Annotated in this window: 16 protein-coding genes; 1 reads left to right on the top strand and 15 read right to left on the bottom strand. The window is 38.5% G+C overall.

The annotated features are described in order from the left end of the window. Window positions 1-33: 33 nt before the first annotated feature. Together RHO14_05530 and RHO14_05525 are read right to left on the bottom strand one after the other, a co-directional pair. Window positions 34-1,428 (bottom strand): NAD-dependent succinate-semialdehyde dehydrogenase, encoded by a 1,395-nt coding sequence (locus tag RHO14_05530; GenBank protein WVD72262.1) that lies wholly within the window; start codon window positions 1,426-1,428, stop codon window positions 34-36. A 259-nt stretch (window positions 1,429-1,687) separates the two neighbouring features. Further along, window positions 1,688-3,619 (bottom strand): U32 family peptidase, encoded by a 1,932-nt coding sequence (locus RHO14_05525; GenBank protein WVD72261.1) that lies wholly within the window; start codon window positions 3,617-3,619, stop codon window positions 1,688-1,690. A 303-nt stretch (window positions 3,620-3,922) separates the two neighbouring features. Between RHO14_05525 and arsC the strand changes: the two genes are divergently transcribed. Further along, window positions 3,923-4,276, top strand: coding sequence for an arsenate reductase (glutaredoxin) (gene arsC / locus RHO14_05520; protein ID WVD72260.1), 354 nt, complete (start codon window positions 3,923-3,925; stop codon window positions 4,274-4,276). A gap of 93 nt (window positions 4,277-4,369) precedes the next feature. On the opposite strand, the gene rlmKL is transcribed toward arsC, so the two are convergent. The 13 genes from rlmKL to RHO14_05455 all read right to left on the bottom strand — a co-directional run bounded on the left by rlmKL (window position 4,370) and on the right by RHO14_05455 (window position 20,244). Beyond that, on the bottom strand, window positions 4,370-6,469 hold the full coding sequence (rlmKL, locus tag RHO14_05515) for a bifunctional 23S rRNA (guanine(2069)-N(7))-methyltransferase RlmK/23S rRNA (guanine(2445)-N(2))-methyltransferase RlmL (GenBank protein ID WVD72259.1): 2,100 nt from the start codon (window positions 6,467-6,469) through the stop codon (window positions 4,370-4,372). Window positions 6,470-6,774: 305 nt separating this feature from the next. Next, on the bottom strand, window positions 6,775-8,034 hold the full coding sequence (locus RHO14_05510) for a DUF3396 domain-containing protein (protein WVD72258.1): 1,260 nt from the start codon (window positions 8,032-8,034) through the stop codon (window positions 6,775-6,777). 157 nt (window positions 8,035-8,191) lie between these two features. Then, window positions 8,192-8,935 carry an Imm52 family immunity protein gene (locus tag RHO14_05505; protein ID WVD72257.1) on the bottom strand — a complete coding sequence of 248 codons (744 nt, stop codon included), beginning with the start codon at window positions 8,933-8,935 and terminating at the stop codon, window positions 8,192-8,194. Window positions 8,936-8,977: 42 nt separating this feature from the next. Continuing rightward, window positions 8,978-9,391 (bottom strand): Tox-REase-5 domain-containing protein, encoded by a 414-nt coding sequence (locus tag RHO14_05500; GenBank protein ID WVD72256.1) that lies wholly within the window; start codon window positions 9,389-9,391, stop codon window positions 8,978-8,980. A gap of 207 nt (window positions 9,392-9,598) precedes the next feature. After that, complete coding sequence (locus tag RHO14_05495; protein ID WVD72255.1) at window positions 9,599-10,456, bottom strand: putative type VI secretion system effector; 858 nt, start codon at window positions 10,454-10,456, stop codon at window positions 9,599-9,601. Beyond that, window positions 10,434-11,306, bottom strand: a complete 873-nt coding sequence (locus tag RHO14_05490) for a putative type VI secretion system effector (GenBank protein ID WVD72254.1) — start codon at window positions 11,304-11,306, stop codon at window positions 10,434-10,436. The genes RHO14_05495 and RHO14_05490 overlap by 23 nt, the downstream gene beginning before the upstream one ends. Continuing rightward, on the bottom strand, window positions 11,284-12,156 hold the full coding sequence (locus tag RHO14_05485; protein WVD72253.1) for a putative type VI secretion system effector: 873 nt from the start codon (window positions 12,154-12,156) through the stop codon (window positions 11,284-11,286). The genes RHO14_05490 and RHO14_05485 overlap by 23 nt, the downstream gene beginning before the upstream one ends. Beyond that, window positions 12,134-13,015, bottom strand: coding sequence for a putative type VI secretion system effector (locus RHO14_05480; GenBank protein WVD72252.1), 882 nt, complete (start codon window positions 13,013-13,015; stop codon window positions 12,134-12,136). The genes RHO14_05485 and RHO14_05480 overlap by 23 nt, the downstream gene beginning before the upstream one ends. Then, complete coding sequence (locus RHO14_05475) at window positions 12,993-13,874, bottom strand: putative type VI secretion system effector (GenBank protein WVD72251.1); 882 nt, start codon at window positions 13,872-13,874, stop codon at window positions 12,993-12,995. The genes RHO14_05480 and RHO14_05475 overlap by 23 nt, the downstream gene beginning before the upstream one ends. Next, window positions 13,852-14,733: a putative type VI secretion system effector gene (locus RHO14_05470; protein ID WVD72250.1), complete on the bottom strand. Its 882-nt coding sequence runs from the start codon at window positions 14,731-14,733 to the stop codon at window positions 13,852-13,854. The genes RHO14_05475 and RHO14_05470 overlap by 23 nt, the downstream gene beginning before the upstream one ends. Continuing rightward, entirely contained in the window at window positions 14,711-15,559 is an 849-nt protein-coding gene (locus RHO14_05465; protein WVD72249.1) for a putative type VI secretion system effector, read from the bottom strand. Before RHO14_05465 ends, RHO14_05470 begins: the two co-directional genes overlap by 23 nt. Before the next feature lie 33 nt (window positions 15,560-15,592). After that, window positions 15,593-19,276 carry a T6SS effector BTH_I2691 family protein gene (locus RHO14_05460; protein WVD72248.1) on the bottom strand — a complete coding sequence of 1,228 codons (3,684 nt, stop codon included), beginning with the start codon at window positions 19,274-19,276 and terminating at the stop codon, window positions 15,593-15,595. Then, complete coding sequence (locus RHO14_05455; protein WVD72247.1) at window positions 19,273-20,244, bottom strand: DUF4123 domain-containing protein; 972 nt, start codon at window positions 20,242-20,244, stop codon at window positions 19,273-19,275. The genes RHO14_05460 and RHO14_05455 overlap by 4 nt, the downstream gene beginning before the upstream one ends. Between the last annotated feature and the right edge of the window lie 2 nt (window positions 20,245-20,246).

Raw genomic sequence — 20,246 nt, 5'->3', positions numbered from 1 at the left:
GATAGGGATTATTATCCCTATCAATATTATAAATTAATACGCTGCATCAGGCTTGGTAACCCGAATAAGCTTGGCATTAACAAATTCATGAATACCTGCATCAGCTTGCTCTCGCCCATAACCTGACGCTTTCGTGCCGCCGAATGGCAGTTCTGGGGCAATGCCGGTTGTATGATTAATATAAACCATACCTGTTACAATTTGGCGCGCAACGTTAATGGCTTCTTTTTCATCTTTGCCAAATACAGATCCGCCCAAGCCAAACTCAGTTGCATTAGCAAGTTTAATGGCCTCATCAATGTTTTGTACAACATAAATGCAAAGCACTGGGCCAAAAATTTCTTCAAAGTAGGCTTTCATATTTGGCGTTATACCCGTCAATATCGTTGGCTGCATAAATGCGCCTTCTCTATCTAAACGTTTACCGCCTAATACCAGCTTTGCGCCTTCACTTACTGCCAATTCAACTTGTTTAATTACGGTTTGTGCTGCTTTTTCACTACTTAATGGCGCTAATTGCGTTTTAGGGTCAAGTGGATCACCAACCACAATATTTTGATAAAGTGACTTAGCTTTCTCAATAAATTGATCTGCAACCGATTGCAAAACAATAATACGTTTTGGTGATACACACACTTGACCTGCATTATATAAGCGCCCTAACGCTGCTGTTTTAACTGCCAAATCAAGGTCAGCATCAGCAAGTACAATAAACGGATCACTACCGCCAAGTTCTAATGTTGATTTTTTAACGCAGCTTGCCGCAGCAGATGCAAAGCTTGCACCAGCAGGCTTACTGCCCGTTAACGATGCGCCTTTTACCCTAGGATCAGTAACGAGCTCAGACACTTTTGAGCCAGAAATAAATAAATTGGTATAAACGCCTTCTGGTGCACCGGCTTCACGCAGGATCTTCTCCATTATTTCAGCGCATTGTGGCACATTTGAGGCATGTTTTAAAACCACCGTATTACCCGCCATAATGTTAGCAGCTGCAGTGCGAGTAATTTGATAGAACGGAAAATTCCAAGGCTGAACCGTGAGTAAGACTCCAATTGAATCATAAGTTAAAAACGCTTTACCGTGCTTAACCGAAATCTCTTTATCGGCTAACAATTTAGCGCCTTCACTCGCGTAGTAATCAAAGATATCAGCGCAAAGTTCAACTTCACCTACCGCTTCACCTAATAACTTACCCATTTCAATGGTACATAACTTGGCTAGTGACTGTTTACGCTCGCGCAATATTGCTGCTGCTTTATGTAATACCTGCGCCCGCTGTGAGAATGATGTTTTTTTCCATGACTGATAAGCGCTATCTGCTTTAGCAAATAACACGTCAATTTGTGCCATGGTCATTTCATCGTAGATTTTTTCAACTTTATTGGTGGTAGGATTAACAGTTTTGATCGGTGATTCATTACTCATTTTCATACTCCATTGTGACGTTGTGTACGATGCAAATTATAAGCTGTGATGCTTGCTCATAAACGACAATACATTTCAAATAATGGTTTTAAAAATAGTTCAGAAAACGAATACCAAATAAAAATATTTAGTATTTATAATAGCATACATTAATTATCTCAAAATAAAAATAGGTTATCACTATCGCAGCAACGCTAATAATAACCTAATTTATTATTAGGCATATTTTGTATGTGAGGGAATAAGAAAGCGAAAATGATTAATTTTTATCTAAAAAAATAATCTCGCTACCCGCTAATGGCATTTTTAATACATGGGATTTAATTTTGCCCCATACCTGCATTTCACATGCTTTACAGTTAAATTTTAAGATCAGTTCTTCATTATTATGCACAAGCTTCATCGGCGTCACTTTGGTTTTTACACCTTGCACACCTTTAGCTTGTTTTGGGCAAAGATTAAAGGCAAATCGTAAACAATGTTTAGTTATCATAAGTGGCGCATCATCTTTGACATTATGACTTTCATAAGCATTTTCAATAAGCTCAACGCCATGACGTAAATAAAACTCGCGCGCTTTGTGATTATACACATTAGCTAAAAAACTTAATTGTGTTTCAGGGTAAATCGGTGCGGGTAACACTTCATCTTTACGCGTATTACGTAAGTAGCTAGCCATTCTAGCCTCGCTAAGTTTATCAATCACATCACGGCGAAGCTGATTTAGTTGACTGCTTGGAATAAAATAAACAGGATCTAACTCAATTTCGATAGCTGAAGCATAATAAATAGTTTGCCCTAACTTAGCTAAACTATCTTGCAAGTTTTTACGTGCTTTGTCAGCTTGCTCAGCTAAATCAAATTGGCTAAGTAAGCTTTGACTTACTTCAATGCCCTCTTCGCTTTTAGCGATAAGTTCAATACCGCCTTGGCAAGATTTAAGATTAAACGCGACGGCAATTCGCCTTTGGCTTGACTCTTTTAATAAACTTTGCTGCCAAACGTGATCTAAATTACGGTTTATAATGTAAGGTAGTTTTATTGATAATAATGATTTTGGCAGCTCATTAGGGAAAACACGATAAATATCGCTAGACAATTTTTCCACTTTATCAGCCCTAAAGCCAACAACGTCACGTTTAACTAATACATTAAGACCATCACCATTTACCAATGGATTTTTAGTTTTAATATCGATTGATTTATCTGTCACTTTTATAATTTCACCAACTTGTAATCCAACAAATTTTGGTGAATCAAACGCGCCAATATCCGCCTTACGCCCATGCACAAAATAGTCGGTACTGCCGCGGTGAAAAGTTCGCTCAGCATCAGGCGTAAAAAAGTACTCCGTTTTGCCACTTGAGGCCCGTGCTAAATCAGGACGTTGTAATAAAATATCATCCAATTTTTGTCGATAAAATGCGGTAATATTTTTAACATAACTAAGATCTTTATAGCGTCCTTCAATTTTAAATGAACGAACACCCGCACCAACTAATTCGATAAGATTGTTCGATTGATTGTTATCTTTCATCGATAATAAATGCTTTTCATACGCCACAACGCGCCCTTGATCATCTTTTAAGGTAAACGGTAAACGGCAAGCTTGCGAGCAATCACCACGATTAGCACTGCGGCCCGTTTGGGCATGTGAAATATAACATTGGCCAGAAAATGCCACACAAAGTGCACCATGAATAAAATACTCAATATTGGCATCTGTTTGCTGACCGATAGCCTTGATCTCGTGCAAATCAAGCTCACGCGCCAGCACGATTTGTGAAAAGCCAATATCCGCTAAAAATTTGGCTTTTTCAGGGGTTCGAATATCCATTTGGGTACTGGCGTGTAGCTCAATCGGCGGAATATCTAACGCTAAAATGCCCATATCTTGCACAATTAGTGCATCAACGCCTGCATCATAAAGCTGATGAATAAGCAGTCGAGCAGGTTCAAGCTCATTATCATGCAAAATGGTATTTAAGGTGACAAATATTTTAGCGCGATAAAGATGGGCAAACTGAACGAGTTTAGCAATATCATTGACCGAATTACCGGCATTATGACGAGCGCCAAAACTAGGACCACCAATATAAACGGCATCTGCACCGTGCAAAATGGCTTGTTTGGCAATTTCAATATCTTTAGCTGGGCTAAGTAATTCGAGTTGATTATGTAATAAAGTCATGGGCTATTCACAAATAAAAGAAACCGGCGAATTATACCTGCTTTTTCACTCAATTAGCATTAATTCTTGCGCTTTTTATATTAAACGCTACAGTATGGCAATAGCCAAGTGAAATCAAGAAACTTGATTTTTTAGTTTTAACTTTAGCGTTGTTATAAGCTGGGTGATGAGAGGCTTCGCCTCTCGCTTCCATTTTAAAAGGGCTCGGAACGAGGTCCTAAGATCTACCAGCTTCTGATTTTCCGCGCTATTTTAGAGCATCTTTATTGGTCACGAATATATATTTAATGGAGGAAAATAACCATGCAACCAATTACAATTTATCACAATCCAAAATGTTCAAAAAGCCGAGAAACCCTCGCTTTATTAACAGAAAAAGGCATTGAGCCACAAATCATTCTTTATTTAGATGCGCCGCCATCAATCAATACCTTAAAAACACTACTTAAACAGCTTGGCTTTGAATCAGCAAGGCAGCTAATGCGCACAAAAGATGATCTCTATAAAGAGCTTGAACTGGATAATGAAAAGCTTAATGAAGAACAGTTATTAACCGCTATGCATCAAAACCCAAAACTGATTGAAAGACCGATTGTTGTTGCAAATGGCAAAGCAAAAATTGGCAGGCCGCCAGAAAGCGTACTTTTGATACTGTAATATTTAAATAATACAGTTTAAGGCTAAGCTAATTATTGCAAGTAGAAATAGAAATAGCACATCAATATCATTGATGTGCTATTTTAATAGTTGTTACCGATTTGTAACTAAGAAACAACAGTGGATCTGTTTGTTTCGCTTAAAATCTAATGAAATTGTCTGCTCACTAATATCTTTAGCCTGCAAACCAAGCTGACTTAAACCATCATAATCTAACTTAAAGCCACGCTTATTATTTGAAAACATAATGATCCCATTAGGGCGCAATAAACGTTTTAAATCCTGCATCAGATCAAGGTGATCGCGCTGTACATCAAAGGTATCACTCATCCGTTTAGAGTTTGAAAACGTAGGTGGATCGATGAAAATTACATCGAATTGCTCATCACTTTCACGCAAATAAAATAAGCAATCAGCTTGAATTAAGCGGTGCTTTTTACCAATTAAACCATTTTCTTTAAGATTACGATCCGCCCACTCTAAATAAGTTCGTGACATATCAACGGTGGTTGTTGATTTAGCGCCGCCAAGCCCAGCATAAACACTTGCGCTACCGGTATAAGCAAACAGGTTTAAAAAGTCTTTACCCTGCGTCATTTCACCAATCATTTTACGAGCAATACGGTGATCTAAAAATAACCCAGTATCTAAGTAGTCAGTTAAGTTAACCCAAAACTGTGCGTTATACTCTTTAACTAAAAAGTAGTCCTGCTTTTGTGCAAGGCTTTGGTACTGTTTTTTACCTTTTTGTCTTTCACGAGTTTTTAAAATCAATTGATTTGCCGTTAAGCCAAGTACCGACATGGTAGCATTGATAATATCAAATAAGCGCTGTTTAGCTTTTTGTGGATCTATAGTCTTAGGCGGTGCATACTCTTGCACAACCACTTTATCTTTATAACGATCGATTGCTACGTTATATTCAGGCAAATCAGCATCATACAAACGATAACACTCAATACCTTCTTGCTTAGCCCATTTAACCAATTTTTGTTCATTTTTACGTAATCGATTAGCAAAGTCATCAGCTGGCAGCACGGCATTGGCAATATTACTTTGCTCACGCTTAGCAATTGAATAATTTTTTTGTACACAATCAAGTGGGCCATTTTTCGCCTTAAACAAGCGATCGGCGCGCATTTGTAGGCAATCTAATAACTGCGGGGCACCACTAAATAACGATAAATTCCAGCCGCCAAAAAATTGTTTAATCCGCTGACCAAGCGTTGCATGTAAGGCAATTAACGCCGGTTCACTTTCAAGGCGTTCGCCATAAGGAGGATTACTAATAATCGTGCCAGTAAGATCAGCGCAAGGATTGGTTAACTTTGTTACATCTTGCACAGCAAAAGTAATAAACTGACCAACGCCGGCTTGATTAGCATTTTGTATAGCTTTAGCAATTACGTTGGCATCATTATCATAACCAAAAAACGGAGTGGTAATCGTTTTGATCTGCTCTTTCGCTTCAAAAAGCACCGTGTTCCATAATGTTGGATTAAATCCTAACCATGATAAGAAGCCCCAATTTTTACGTTTTAAACCAGGTGCAATGTTAGCGGCCATCATTGCAGCTTCAATCAGTAATGTGCCAGAACCGCACATCGGATCAATTAAAGGCTGCTCATATTGCCAACTCGAACGCTGCACAATTGCTGCTGCAAGATTTTCTTTAAGGGGTGCCTCACCCGTCTTATCGCGATAACCACGCTGGTGCAAGCTTTCGCCACTTAAATCTAAGGATAAAATTACGCGGTTTTTATTTAAAAAAGCGTGAATACGAATATCGGGATTTTCTTTAGTAACATTTGGACGCTGATCAACTTTACGAGTGAAACAATCAACAATTGCATCTTTAACCTTTAGCGCACCATACTGACTATTACGAATAAAATCATTCGTGCCTGAAAAATGGATCATAAATGTGGCATCAACATTAAAAATCGTTGGCCAGTTAATATTTAATGCACAGCTATAAAGATCTAAATCACTGTAAATATCAAACTCGGCAATGGGCAATAAAATGCGCGAGGCAAGTCTTGTCCATAACAGTGAGCGGTATAATGTCGCTTCATCTACCTCAAAATACACACCACCTTGCGCAACTTGACAATCAGCAGCGCCAATATCGGTTAACTCTTTTTTTAATAGTTCTTCCAGCCCTCTAGGGCTGCTAGCAAATAGTTTATTCATGCTTATCTACAACTTGACAAAATTGCCGTCAATTATATAGAGGATTAACGATATTAGCTAATAAGTTTTGTTATTTACCTTTACACGAATAAATTCAAAATGAAGTGTAATTAAAATAAAATATTATCCAGACAAAATAACTCGATTATTTGTATTAAATACTAACAATTAAGCCTAGTCGCCTGACTTGATGCAACAGCTAGTAAGGTAGTTAATATTATAATTTGTTTAATCATAAGTGATATTCCACATTTTAAGTAATTAACCTTGCATGGTAACCCATCGCATTGTTTTATTTTTAAAGCTTACTTGGTAAAAACTTCTCCGCCATCATCACGGCGCAGCAGTTGCCATGTTATCTCTCGATAAATTTTCCCCGTTTCACTATCCCGAAACGGCGCCACAATATAGCCACTTGCAAGCTCACGATCCTCAAGTTTACCGTTGATGGTTGCCGAATATAGTCCGCTATGGCGACATAGTTCGCCAGTGTTAACACTATGGCGTATAGTTTTTGTTTTATCATCTTGCTTGCCGACACCATCATCAGCAGACTCATCAATAATAGCAATATCGGTGGCTATCACATCATCAAAGCGGCTTTGCCACTCTTTTGAGCTGCGATTATTAAAACGAACTTCACCATTAATCGAGCCAAAGCCTAATGAGCCAATCTCGGGCGAGCGGGCGGCTTTTAGTAGCGCATTAACATTTACATAGTGCTGTGGGTAAGGATTACGACTAACGTCACCCAACTGCGGCACTTCACCGGCACGAACAACCACGCCACCAGTATAAGGATAAAATGTGATTGCCTCATCATGATTTTGCCGTTTTAGTTCGGCTAAGCTGCCAAGCTTATCGCGAATAAGCTCATCGCTCAGCACCGTTAGCCAGTTAATGCATTTAAAACCATCCCGAAAACGTAAATCACTTTCAACATTCGAAATATCTAGTCCTAAAAATTGATGCGCTAGTTCATACTCTAAATATTGGTAATCATAATATTCATGGGCATGCAAAATGCCTAAGCCAAAAAAGCCATGCATCGGTTGTAAAATTTCGCTAATTTGCGAAATAAACTCAACCAGCTTATCAAGTCCAAAACTCGCCAGTTCGCTAATCGGTAGATAGAACTGTACATAACTAATTTCCCGATGTAACTCTTCATACCAAGCTGCTCTTGAATACGCGGTTATAAGATAATCTGGTACAAACTCCATATTATCAATACTACCCCAATAAAAGCAGAGATCACTCTGCCCTGTTTCAACTATACGACTGGTTTTCTCATTAATAATAGTTTCGACATAAGGATATAAGTTATCTGGGTCACCATCGAAATAACCATAGCGCAGCTTAGTACTCCAATGTTTATCATATAATACAAGCACTTGCGCTATTGCTTGCCGTTTTTCAGGGCGATAGGCTTGATTGAGGTAAAAACAACCAACCAACCCCGTTTTTAAGGCATCTTGATTATCAGGATCTAAATAGTTAGCATAAGTAAACTTATTATAGTTTTCATGGTATTCATCGAGTAACTGTTGTAATTTATCTATCATTCTTTATCCTACTGTTTTGGGTCAAAAGCATTCGTCGATATATTTTAAGTACGTCGTCAAACCTCTTGCCAAAAATATCAAAAGTAATGAAAAATGTTTTAGCTAAATAAATAACAATATTAAACTGATTAATTGGCGCTTCTGACATAAAATTCTCTTATAAATCACTTCTTATTGGCAATAAATCAGCTTCATGTAATCTCAAATCAATACGATTCATTGTTTTAACATCTTCGGTATTTTCAATACTTGGAAAATGATCTAATGATACAATCACTGTTCCCACCTGTTTATCGTCTTTGTAAATAGGGATCACTTGATGGGCTTCGGGATAGTCACTTGCTTGTAAGGGGCTTGGAATATAAGCAATTAATGACACCCCAATTCGTTTTACAAATAATGCATTAACTTTGGAAAAAGTTTGCATCAAATCAATTTCAATATAGCTGTCGGTAAAAACTTTTGCCAGCTCGGTAACAAAAGACGTGATTTGTTTTAAAATTTGTGAATCGTTGGGTTTAGTGAAAAAAAATTTTATTTTAGATTGAACAAAAGAATCTTTAAAAGATTTATCTGCATCATAAGTAATAACTTGCCCTGAACTTTTGTGCTCACCATCAATAAACGAAATTTGTGTATCGCCATCTTTATCGATTTTTTTGTGAGCTAAAGAGAGTTTTTTTAAGCCAAACTCGGTCAAACCATCAGAATTGTAGACGAGCTCTTCCGGTTTCACTTTCACCGTGTTTTTAAAAAAGTACCAAGCCATTTTGGGGTCAAAACACTGCTGATAAACCTTTAAGGCATTTTCCAAACGTTGACAAAAATCAGCATAGGTAATTAATGTAACTTTAGGTAAATAGATATGTATTCGAAACTGAACATTTAGTATCTCTTGCATAAAAAATCCTCTATAACTATGGTAAAGGAACCCAAATTGCACTTAATGCTGGTATGAATTAACTTTCAAAATATCCAAAAAAGCGTTATACGCAAAGGGTGTCATAAAAATCCAACAACAATGAACGTAAGGATGCCGCAAACAAATTTTGTTATGCCTTCCCGCTTGTTTCGTAAAACTATCTATTTTATCTCTGCCTAACGCTTTTAACTTTGGTGTCATTTTAGCTATATCAACAAATTCAGTCCGACTGAACATCAATGAATCATAATTAGCCTTCATCTCAAGTAGTAAACAAAACCTTTCTAACCAACCATCAAAATCTGCTCTTCCGGCAGGGCCTACGTATAACCACTCTTTCATCTCAAGGGATATTTTACCGGACTTCGGGTTCATTGTCCGTTGCCAAGACTCACCAGAAAGTGCGCCTTGATAATCGGCAGATAGAGCGCTCATATTCCGCCGAAATATCTTTTTTGTTATGAAAGGATTACCATCTAACTCTGATTGGTATGAGCCATAAGCAATGGTCATAATTAAAAGATGTCAAAACTTTATAAGAAAAAAAATATAGCACTCGCTAACACTTTGTTAACTTTCACGCTGTTAACCATCCCTTTCAATCAAAATTGGCAAACTGAGGATCCGTTATTATGTTGTATTTTATATATCATTTACTGACTCGGTATGAATAACGGTAATATAATCAGGAATTGCCGGTGCCTCGCGGTAAAAAGCGACCCATTTTACCCCTTCAGCATCTTGTTTATATTGCTTGGTAGTGATATCAACATAAAAATCAGGATCTGTTTCTGATTTATTATTAAAATAAAATTCCATGAATTCCTGCTCCATATCCACCTCTTTCGGTTTAGGATAACCTAAGGTCGCAAAAATTTTATCCGCTATTTTAGCGCTGGCTGTCGTACCTGATTTAGCAAAAAAATAAAGAAATAAACCAAATATAATTGATAGTAAAAAATAAATGCTTGACATTTGAATAAACATACCTACTTCATTAACTTGAAATATTGTAAATATTAATGCCATAATAAATGTTGGTAAGGCTATCATGGTGGAAAGCTTTAAAGCCTCTTTATTCCCGACCTTCGAGCCTTTCATTGAAAAAGGGTGTAACCATAAACGGTGGTCAATTGGGCGACGTAGCGCATAGGCAAAATAACTGCCATCATCCCTTGGCTCTACCACCACTTCAACCTGATCACCATTGGTAAAAAATGCACGACAAAATACCCCCTCCACAACTAGATCACCCACCTTACAGCGAAAATACTGCACACTATTTAAATAGGCACTGACCTCTTCATTGCTGTCGGCAAGACTTAGTTGGCTAGCGGCTGCCGCGGCATCACCCAGTACAAGTAAGCCCGCTGCGGGTAGGCCAGCTAATTTGCGCGATTTAAAGAATTGCGCCTGGGTATCAAATACTTCAAGCTCAGTTAACGTACCAGTGATAATTTGGTAATAATCTGTGCACTTAAGCGTCAGTTTTTGCTTCATTACGGCGTGGCTCGGTATGAATAACGGTAATATAATCAGGAATAGCCGGTGCCTCGCGGTAAAAGGTGACCCATTTTGCCCCTTCTGGTGGTTGTTGCTGGTATTGTTCGGTGGTGATGTCTACCCAAAAATCGGGAGCACTTTCGTCCATGTAAGAATAAAACTCATAAAATTCTTTTTCCATATCCACATATTTAGGATTCGGGTAACCTAAGGTCGAGAAAATTTTATCCGCCACCTCTGAACCTTGGCTAAATATACTTTTATGCAAAAAATAGACCAAAACCCCAAGTAATAGATAAAATACAATAGCAATAGATGACAAAAATAATAAAAAAAGGATATCTCTTGTATTAAATAATACAATTATTGCTACTAAAATAAAACAAAACATCATAAAAGCGGTTGAAAATTTTAAGGCACTCTTATTACCCGCTTTGGTTCCTTTTGTTGCCCAGGGGGATAGCCATAAACGGTGGTCAATTGGGCGACGTAGCGCATAGGCAAAATAGCTGCCATCAGCCCTTGGCGCTACCACCACTTCAACCTGATCGCCATCGGTAAAAAACACGCGACAAAATACCCCTTCTACAACTAAATCACCCACCTTACAGCGAAAATATTCTACACTATTTAAGTAAGCCATACCCTCTTCATTGTTATCTGTAGAACTTAATTGGCTTGCAGCTGCCGCTGCATCACCCAGCGCAAGTAAACCGATGACTGGTAACCCCGCTAACTTACGAGATTTAAAAAACTGTGCTTCAGTTTCAAATACTTCAAGCTCAGTTAACGTACCAGTGATAATTTGGTAATAATCAGGGCAATTAAGCATCAGTTTTTGCTTCATTACGGCGTGGCTCGGTATGAATAACGGTAATATAATCAGGAATAGCCGGTGCCTCGCGGTAAAAGGTAACCCATTTTACCCCTTCAGCGTCTTGTTTATATTGCTTGGTAGTGATATCAACATAAAAGTCGGGGTCTTTTTCCGATTTATTATTCAAATAAAATTCCATAATTTCTTGCTCCATATCCACCTCTTTCGGTTTAGGATAACCTAAGGTCGCAAAAATTTTATCCGCTATTTTAGCGCTGGTTGTCGTGCCTGATTTAGCAAAAAAATAAATAAAGAAACCAAATATAATTGAAAATACAACAGAAATACTAAACATTTTAATAAAAATAGCTTTATTATAATTTGTAAATATCATAAATATGATAAATATCATAAATGTTGGTAAGGCTATCATGATGGAAAGCTTTAAAGCCTCTTTATTACCGACCTTCGAGCCTTTCATTGCAAAGGGGTGTAACCATAAACGGTGGTCAATTGGGCGACGTAGCGCATAGGCAAAATAGCTACCGTCATCCTTTGGCTCTATCACCACTTCAACCTGATCGCCATTGCTGAAAAAGGCGCGACAAAATACCCCCTCCACAACTAGATCACCTACCTTACAGCGAAAATACTGCACACTATTTAAATAGGCGGAGGCCTCGTCATTGCTGTCGGCAAGGCTTAGTTGGCTAGCGGCTGCCGCAGCATCACCCAGCGCAAGTAAGCCCGCTGCGGGTAGGCCAGCTAATTTGCGCGATTTAAAGAATTGCGCCTGAGTATCAAATACTTCAAGCTCAGATAATGTACCGGTGATAATTTGGTAATAATCTGTGCGCTTAAGCGTCTGTTTTTGCTTCATTACGGCGTGGCTCGGTATGAATAACGGTAATATAATCAGGAATAGCCGGTGCCTCGCGGTAAAAGGTAACCCATTTTACCCCTTCAGCGTCTTGTTTATATTGCTTGGTAGTGATATCAACATAAAAATCGGGGTCTTTTTCCGATTTATTATTGAAATAAAATTCCATAATTTCCTGCTCCATATCCACCTCTTTCGGTTTAGGATAACCTAAGGTCGCAAAAATTTTATCGGCGATTTTAGAGCCTTTGCTTAAACCTGATTTCATGAAAAAATAAATAAAAGTACTAAAAATAAAACTTCCAGCTATTAATACAGGCATCGCAATACCCAAAAATGACAAATCACCGTCTTTCCAACCAATATATAAACTCATTGCATTCAAAATTATTACTAAAAATAGAAAAAAATATTTAGCATAGCGAAATGCTTCTTTTTTCCCTACCGCACTACCCTTCATAGCAAAAGGGTGTAACCATAAACGGTGGTCAATTGAGCGACGTAGCGCATAGGCAAAATAACTGCCATCATCCCTTGGCTCTACCACTACTTCAACCTGATCATCGTTGGTAAAAAACGCGCGACAAAATACCCCTTCTACAACTAAATCACCCACCTTACAGCGAAAATACTGCACACTATTTAAATAGGCGGAGGCCTCGTCATTGCTGTCGGCAAGGCTTAGCTGGCTAGCGGCTGCCGCAGCATCGCCCAGCACAAGTAAGCCCGCTGCTGGTAGGCCGGCTAATTTGCGCGATTTAAAGAATTGCGCCTGGGTATCAAACACTTCAAGCTCTGAGAGTGTGCCAGTGATAATTTGGTAATAATCGGTGTGCTTAAGCGTCTGTTTTTGCTTCATTACGGTGTGGCTCGGTATGAATGACGGTAATGTAATCAGGAATTGCCGGCGCCTCGCGGTAAAAAGTGACCCATTTTACCCCTTCAGCATCTTGTTTATATTGCTTGGTGGTAATATCAACATAAAAATCAGGGTCTTTTTCCAACTTATTATTAAAATAAAATTCCATGAATTCCTGCTCCATATCCACCTCTTTCGGTTTAGGGTAACCTAAGGTCGCAAAAATTTTATCCGCGATTTTAGATCCTTTGCTTAAACCTGATTTCATGAAAAAAAAGAAAATAATAGATAAAGTAAATATTGTGCATATACTTGTGATAGCCCAAAAAAATAATGTCGATAGTCTGTAACCTTTTACCGCCGCAATAATTGTAAAAATAATACCGCAGAAAGATAAAAATAAAAAAGAAAAAAAAGCGTACCTAAAAGCCTCTTTATTACCAACCTTCGAGCCTTTCATTGCAAAAGGGTGTAACCATAAGCGGTGGTCAATGGGGCGACGTAGCGCATAGGCAAAATAGCTGCCATCAGCCTTTGGCTCTACCACCACTTCAACCTGATCGCCATCGGTAAAAAAAGCGCGACAAAATATTCCTTCAATAAGGTACTCCCCAATTTTACAACGAAAATACTGTACACTATTTAAATAGGCGGAGGCCTCGTCATTGCTGTCGGCAAGGCTTAGTTGGCTAGCGGCTGCCGCAGCATCACCCAGCGCAAGTAAGCCCACTGCAGGCAAACCAGCTAATTTGCGCGATTTAAAGAATTGCGCCTCGGTATCAAACACTTCAAGCCTTGATAATGTGCCAGTGATAATTTGATAATCATCGGTTCGCTTAAGCGTCTGTTTTTGCTTCATTACGGCGTGGCTCGGTATGAATAACGGTAATATAATCAGGAATAGCCGGTGCCTCGCGGTAAAAGGTAACCCATTTTACTCCTTCAGCATCTTGTTTATATTGCTTGGTAGTGATATCAACATAAAAATCAGGATCTGTTTCCGACTTATTATTCAAATAAAATTCCATAATTTCCTGCTCCATATCCACCTCTTTCGGTTTAGGATAGCCTAAGGTCGCAAAAATTTTATCCGCTATTTTAGATCCTTTGCTTAAACCTGATTTCATGAAAAAAAAGAAAATAATAGATAAAGTAAATATTGTGCATATACTTGTTATAGCCCAAAAAAATAATGTCGATAGTCTGTACCCTTTTACCGCCGCAATAATTGTAAAAATAATACCGCAGAAAGATAAAAATAAAAAAGAAAAAAAAGCGTACCTAAAAGCCTCTTTATCGCCAACCTTCGAGCCTTTCATTGAAAAAGGGTGTAACCATAAGCGGTGGTCAATTGGGCGACGTAGCGCATAGGCAAAATAACTGCCATCATCCCTTGGTTCTACCACCACTTCAACCTGATCACCATTGGTAAAAAATGCACGACAAAATACCCCTTCTACAACTAAATCACCCACCTTACAGCGAAAATACTGCACACTATTTAAATAGGCGGTGGCCTCTTCATTGCTGTCGGCAAGGCTTAGCTGGCTAGCGGCTGCCGCGGCATCACCCAGCGCAAGTAAACCGATGGCTGGTAACCCTGCTAACTTACGCGATTTAAAGAATTGCGCCTGAGTATCAAATACTTCAAGCTCAGTTAACGTACCAGTGATAATTTGGTAATAGTCAGGGCAATTAAGCGTCTGTTTTTGCTTCATTACGGCGTGGCTCGGTATGAATAACGGTAATATAATCAGGAATAGCCGGTGCCTCGCGGTAAAAAGCGACCCATTTTACTCCTTCAGCATCTTGTTTATACTGCTTGGTAGTGATGTCAACATAAAAATCAGGATCTGTTTCTGACTTATTATTAAAATAAAATTCCATGAATTCCTGCTCCATATCCACTTCTTTCGGTTTAAGATAACCTAAGCTCGCAAAAATTTTATCGGCGATTTTTGCGCTGGCTGTCGTGCCTGATTTAGCAAAAAAATAAAGAAATAAACCAATTGCACTTGAAATAACAAAATAAGCACTCGACATTTTAATAAATAGATTAATATCATCATTTGTGAATATCATAACTATTATTCCAATAATAAATGTTGGTAAGGCTATCATGGCGGAAAACTTTAAAGCCTCTTTATCGCCAACCTTCGAGCCTTTCATTGCAAAAGGGTGCAACCATAAACGGTGGTCAATTGGGCGACGTAGCGCATAGGCAAAATAACTGCCATCAGCCCTTGGCTCTACCACCACTTCAACCTGATCACCATTAGTAAAAAATGCACGACAAAATACCCCTTCTACAACTAAATCACCCACCTTACAGCGAAAATACTGCACACTATTTAAATAGGCACTGGCCTCGTCATTGCTGTCGGCAAGGCTTAGCTGGCTAGCGGCTGCCGCGGCATCACCCAGTACAAGTAAGCCCGCTGCGGGTAGGCCAGCTAATTTGCGCGATTTAAAGAATTGCGCCTGAGTATCAAACACTTCAAGCTCTGAGAGTGTGCCAGTGATAATTTGGTAAAAATCTGCCATAATATATCCTTATAATATTAATGAACAATTAATTTAGCTAAAAATATTTGGTATAGAGTAGCCAGTGACCTTAAGCGATTTCGCCTCTTCATTGTGTTTAATACCGATTTGTTGTTTATCCTGCTCGCTAGCCAATATGCTGGCTCTCGCTCGTTTTTGCCGTTCAAAATCTTGGCTAATCAGTAATAGCGCGTCGTACTCATTAAACTCACTATCATTAATATCATCACTTTCAATGTCGGCATCGTTTTTAACGGTGATCTGGTTTTGCTCATCAATATGTAGCACTTGCTCATTAATGCCAAACATCGATTCAAGCACGCTTTTAAATGCTTGTTTTTGTTCAAACAGTTTTTGATACCCTTTTTCAGTGTTATTTTCAGAACCTAACGCACTTTTTTGTAACCATTTTTCAAACTCATCATCGGTGATATACCAAATCAATACATCAATAGATAAAGCTAACACGCCAATCCAAAAACCTGCACCTAATAATAGGGTGCGCTTTGCCATATATTTAGCGGTATTGATGGCTAATACACGGCTTAATACCGCATGACTAATACCTTTCTCTAAAGCCTTGCGCCTTATTTTACGTTCTAACCAGGGAATATGGTAGGTCAATGAAGCAAAACCAGTTGTCATACCACTCGCAAAATATAATCCTGCATTTGTTAAATATAATAATCCAAGTTTTACATTGCCTTGTGATAATTGACTTTTAGCTGTTATATATCTTTCCCATGCAGACCAAATACCGACAGCTCCCCCTAAAAAACCAGATGCAATTTTTGTCCGTCCTGCCGCTAGGCTCTCACTGCCTCGTGCTACTTTGGTGTATTGGGCTACGATTTCAGCGGTAATTGCCGAAAGGGCTATGGTTGATTTAGTCATTTCGAGATCCCAAAACTCATCGCTGGCTAAATCTTCTCGTTTCTGTTTTAATTTCCACCAGTTGTAAGCTTCAATAATGCCAATTATAAGGGCTAAGCGTGTATCTTTGATGCCATTACTTGCTTTAGGCTCTGAAGTCATCCCTTTAAAGATCCCTTTAGTATCTTCTTTCCACATGCCAATGGTTGATAATTTTTTATTATCGGTATTGTATGATTTAGTCAAAATTTCTTGAATATTATTACGGTAGGTATTGTTTAAAATTTGCTTAGTATTACTGTAATAGACTTTTTGTATTCGAATAAATTTACCATTACGCGCTAGAATTCGTTGGCGCTCAGCTCCAGTCAGCTCACCAACAACGCCACCGGGTAAATTAACCTGAATTTGTCGTGGCGATTTTAATACATAATTATTCATCGCGTCTTGTGATCGTAAAAATGCAATAGATCCAGCTTTAGGTACGCCACAAAGCGAAAAATGAAATAGATAAGATATTGCTGTATTTGGAATTTGCGCCGTCGCACTGATGGGAGAAAAGATAATATTTGATAAACGCAAAATTGTATTATTTATCGATAACGCTGGCCGGCTAATAAATAATTTAAGTAAACGACCTTCTTTGGGGGGATGTATACCTAATTGCTTGGCGACAGATAAGATCCCGGGCATCGATTCCGTGGCTTCTTGAGCATTTTTAAGTGCTTTTTTATAATTTTCAACTGTATTTAAAAAACCTTGGGTTTTTTTATAATAACTGGCTATTTTCCCAATTTTAGTTGATGAATAGACTTCGTCAATAGTCACTTTTTCATCAACTGTTTTTGCGTTTGCTAATAGTTGCTGAATTTCAATGAGTATTGTATCACTATTGTTGGCAATCGCTCGCCACATTAAGCCATCACTATTATCTTGGCTGGCTTTATCGTTTGAAAACCACTCATCAATTTGCGCTTTACCCGCTTCTGTAAGTTCAAGCCCGGCAGTACTTCGTTCAACGATTGATGAATAGATAATACCGTAAAGATTCACCTTTTTGAGTTCTTGCGCGTCTACCTCGGTAATTTCATTATCCGCTAATGCTAACTCTATCTCTAATTGATTATCAAGCTCTTCTTTAGCTTGCTCATCGAGTCCAATAACCTCTAGCCACTTATTACCATTTAAATCTTGTATATGTTGATAAAAATTACTTTTCTTAATCCAGCCAATAACTTGTTTTACTCTAACTTCGGCTAGTTCACTTATTTTAGTGATTAATCGCTCATATTGGGTGTCAAAAGCTTCGGTTTTAAGGTGCTTTGCGTATTTTTTTTGCAGCTTATCAATATCGCTTTCACGGGCGCTTTGATACGCCGCTTCATCATGTTTATACCTTGCCACCATGTCTGTAGCGTATTTTTCTATATGACCAACCGTATGAGGGAAAAGAATGGCTTTTTTTTCTGCATTAAAATCACGATAGCCCGGGACATGATAATCGGCAGCCCTTGCATCTCGCCGAGATGGGCTAGTATCGCGACCATATAAAAATTGTTCTCGCTCAATAATAAAAAAATCTTGCCCAGTAAACTTCGGAAGGCTCGCATTAAATTTATCCGTATTGACTGCGATATTGGCAACGTCAAAGTAAGATTTGGGGCGACCATATAACTGTTCATAAACTAAGACCGATAACTGATTGTAACTTGAAAATACAGGTAGCTCAGCAGAGCGCTCTATTTTTTTATTTTTCATGACCCGTTTAAAATAAGGGTGCTCAGTAAAAGGCAGTTTAAAATCATCCATCCACTCTTTTTGAATTAAAATTTGCATCGCATATTCATACGACTCTTTGGCATTAAACTCTAACTCGCGCTCTTGGCGATATTGTTCATTTTTTGCAAAAATTTCATTGTAATAGCCATTTAATTCATGCGCGATACCTAGTGAGTCATCTATCGCAAGCAAGATAGGCGAATACCCTGGACTATACTGCGCCATGGTGCTAGCTAAATGTTGCGATTGACCTTGCTGCTGGGTCCACGGGTGACAGGTGGTGTTTTTATTAAGCACTTTTTCATTAAAACCATACGGTTTACCTTTATCACCATTATTACCGTTTTCGCCTTTTCTATCGTAACTCAGTGCCTCGGTATAATTAAACTTTGGCGCTTTTGCGGCTTCGACATCATTTAATGCGGCATTAACTTCAACTAAATGCTGTTCATCATAAGGTAATAAACCTGGGTCAAACTTGGGATCATAATCTAAAACCTGCTCAATATGACTTTGAGTGGCAATTGTCGCGCTTTGGTTACTACTTTGGCCATTTTTCCACTGACTAGGATCAACTGCCTGCATTCTTTTTTCTGGCGCTTGCTCGTGCCGTTTAAGCGTCTCATCACTCCAAATAAATTCACTATAAGCAATATAAATTTGTTGTTGATACTGGGGATTTTCAATCGTAATAAACGAATTATGGTTGCTGTTTTTCTTTAATTGAGGACATTGGTAGCTGCCGCTCTCTTTGATTTCACTGGCCGATTTAGCGGTGGCATTTGACGATTGTTTAAATAAATGCCCCTCTTCATCGATACTATAAACTTGCCATTTATTATTACCCATTTCTGCGGGTAAATATAGATATAGATAGCCCTCGCGCAAACTGCGAACATGGTATTGATATCCGGTTGAAAGGGGAACTTTAGTGATAGAAGATGAATTTACCCACTGTGGTTTTTGCCGTTCAAGGTATGTTGGTACAACCGTGTATCTTACTGGCAAAATAGCGAGTCCATTGGTTTGACAACCACATGTTTTTTCTGTTTGAGCGTTTGTCATTTTATTCCTCTATATTCTTTATTTTTTATTTGCATAATCTCTTGCCCGTTTTTCGTTGATATTGATTCCAACCAGCGGTAATAGTCATAATGAATTGTAAAGTTTTGTGTTTGTTCAATCATGCTTGGCTGTAAATCAAAATCCATACCAAACCTGATGGCAAGCTTTGCCCATTCAACTAATAGCGTTTCATCATTGATCTTTTTTGCCAACATGCGCGCAACGCTTGGCATAATTTGCTTTAATGAGGTAACCGTATCAATATTTGATATTAAATTATTTAACCGTTGCTGCTGGAGCATTTGATTATTAATACCAATGCAATATAACTGAGTTAACTGCTCTTCACTCAGCCCTAACTGGCCCGATAATACGGGTTTTAACGGGCTCGAATTTGAATGAATAACTAACTCGCGGTTATGATTTAATATCGCCCAATGTTCAATCTTGCCATAGAGCTTTTTCTGCTGTGAGGCAGTTAACAGGCTAATTAATTGTGCAAAAATAGCAGGATCATAAAACCGTAAAAACAGCGTTTTATTATGCCTTTTCTGTAAGGCTAATTTAGCCAGATCATCAGCAACTTGATTGACGGCTGCATTTGTAAATAACCATCCGCAGTATTGCTGACCACGGTGCGATAAATGATTGGCAGATAACTGGCTAAGCGCATTGTCGATGATATAGCTTAATGCTTGCTGCTCAAACAGATCGGCTAAATTAAGCTCTAGCAGTAATGGGCGCTTATCTGCCAAAATGGAGGGATGCATAATTCGCACCTGATGAAGCTGATTTAAACTGGCAAAATAATCAATTATGGGGTCATCAATCGGCGATAAAAACGGATCAAGTAAGACCAAGCAGCGCTGCTGATAATTAGCCGCATAATCTATCAACTGCTGACTGATATTATTTGCGTCAGTAGAGAGCTTAGTTAAATCGATTAGCGGTTGGTTAGTTTGCAACATTG

This window comes from Orbaceae bacterium lpD04 (genome assembly GCA_036251935.1).
Classification (GTDB): Bacteria; Pseudomonadota; Gammaproteobacteria; order Enterobacterales; family Orbaceae; genus Orbus; species Orbus wheelerorum.
Note: the sequence above shows the minus strand (reverse complement) of the source record. Positions and strands in the feature narration are given on the sequence as shown.

What these genes read in the sequence shown, in the direction of transcription:
- RHO14_05475 (WVD72251.1), bottom strand. Translation starts at nt 13,874, where the DNA reads ATGAAGCAAAAACAGACGCTTAAGCGAACCGATGATTATCAAATTATC.
- RHO14_05490 (WVD72254.1), bottom strand. Translation starts at nt 11,306, where the DNA reads ATGAAGCAAAAACTGATGCTTAATTGCCCTGATTATTACCAAATTATC.
- RHO14_05525 (WVD72261.1), bottom strand. Translation starts at nt 3,619, where the DNA reads ATGACTTTATTACATAATCAACTCGAATTACTTAGCCCAGCTAAAGAT.
- RHO14_05470 (WVD72250.1), bottom strand. Translation starts at nt 14,733, where the DNA reads ATGAAGCAAAAACAGACGCTTAATTGCCCTGACTATTACCAAATTATC.
- rlmKL (WVD72259.1), bottom strand. Translation starts at nt 6,469, where the DNA reads ATGAATAAACTATTTGCTAGCAGCCCTAGAGGGCTGGAAGAACTATTA.
- RHO14_05510 (WVD72258.1), bottom strand. Translation starts at nt 8,034, where the DNA reads ATGATAGATAAATTACAACAGTTACTCGATGAATACCATGAAAACTAT.
- RHO14_05505 (WVD72257.1), bottom strand. Translation starts at nt 8,935, where the DNA reads ATGCAAGAGATACTAAATGTTCAGTTTCGAATACATATCTATTTACCT.
- RHO14_05485 (WVD72253.1), bottom strand. Translation starts at nt 12,156, where the DNA reads ATGAAGCAAAAACAGACGCTTAAGCGCACAGATTATTACCAAATTATC.
- RHO14_05460 (WVD72248.1), bottom strand. Translation starts at nt 19,276, where the DNA reads ATGACAAACGCTCAAACAGAAAAAACATGTGGTTGTCAAACCAATGGA.
- RHO14_05455 (WVD72247.1), bottom strand. Translation starts at nt 20,244, where the DNA reads ATGTTGCAAACTAACCAACCGCTAATCGATTTAACTAAGCTCTCTACT.
- RHO14_05500 (WVD72256.1), bottom strand. Translation starts at nt 9,391, where the DNA reads ATGAGCGCTCTATCTGCCGATTATCAAGGCGCACTTTCTGGTGAGTCT.
- RHO14_05480 (WVD72252.1), bottom strand. Translation starts at nt 13,015, where the DNA reads ATGAAGCAAAAACAGACGCTTAAGCACACCGATTATTACCAAATTATC.
- RHO14_05465 (WVD72249.1), bottom strand. Translation starts at nt 15,559, where the DNA reads ATGGCAGATTTTTACCAAATTATCACTGGCACACTCTCAGAGCTTGAA.
- RHO14_05530 (WVD72262.1), bottom strand. Translation starts at nt 1,428, where the DNA reads ATGAGTAATGAATCACCGATCAAAACTGTTAATCCTACCACCAATAAA.
- RHO14_05495 (WVD72255.1), bottom strand. Translation starts at nt 10,456, where the DNA reads ATGAAGCAAAAACTGACGCTTAAGTGCACAGATTATTACCAAATTATC.
- arsC (WVD72260.1), top strand. Translation starts at nt 3,923, where the DNA reads ATGCAACCAATTACAATTTATCACAATCCAAAATGTTCAAAAAGCCGA.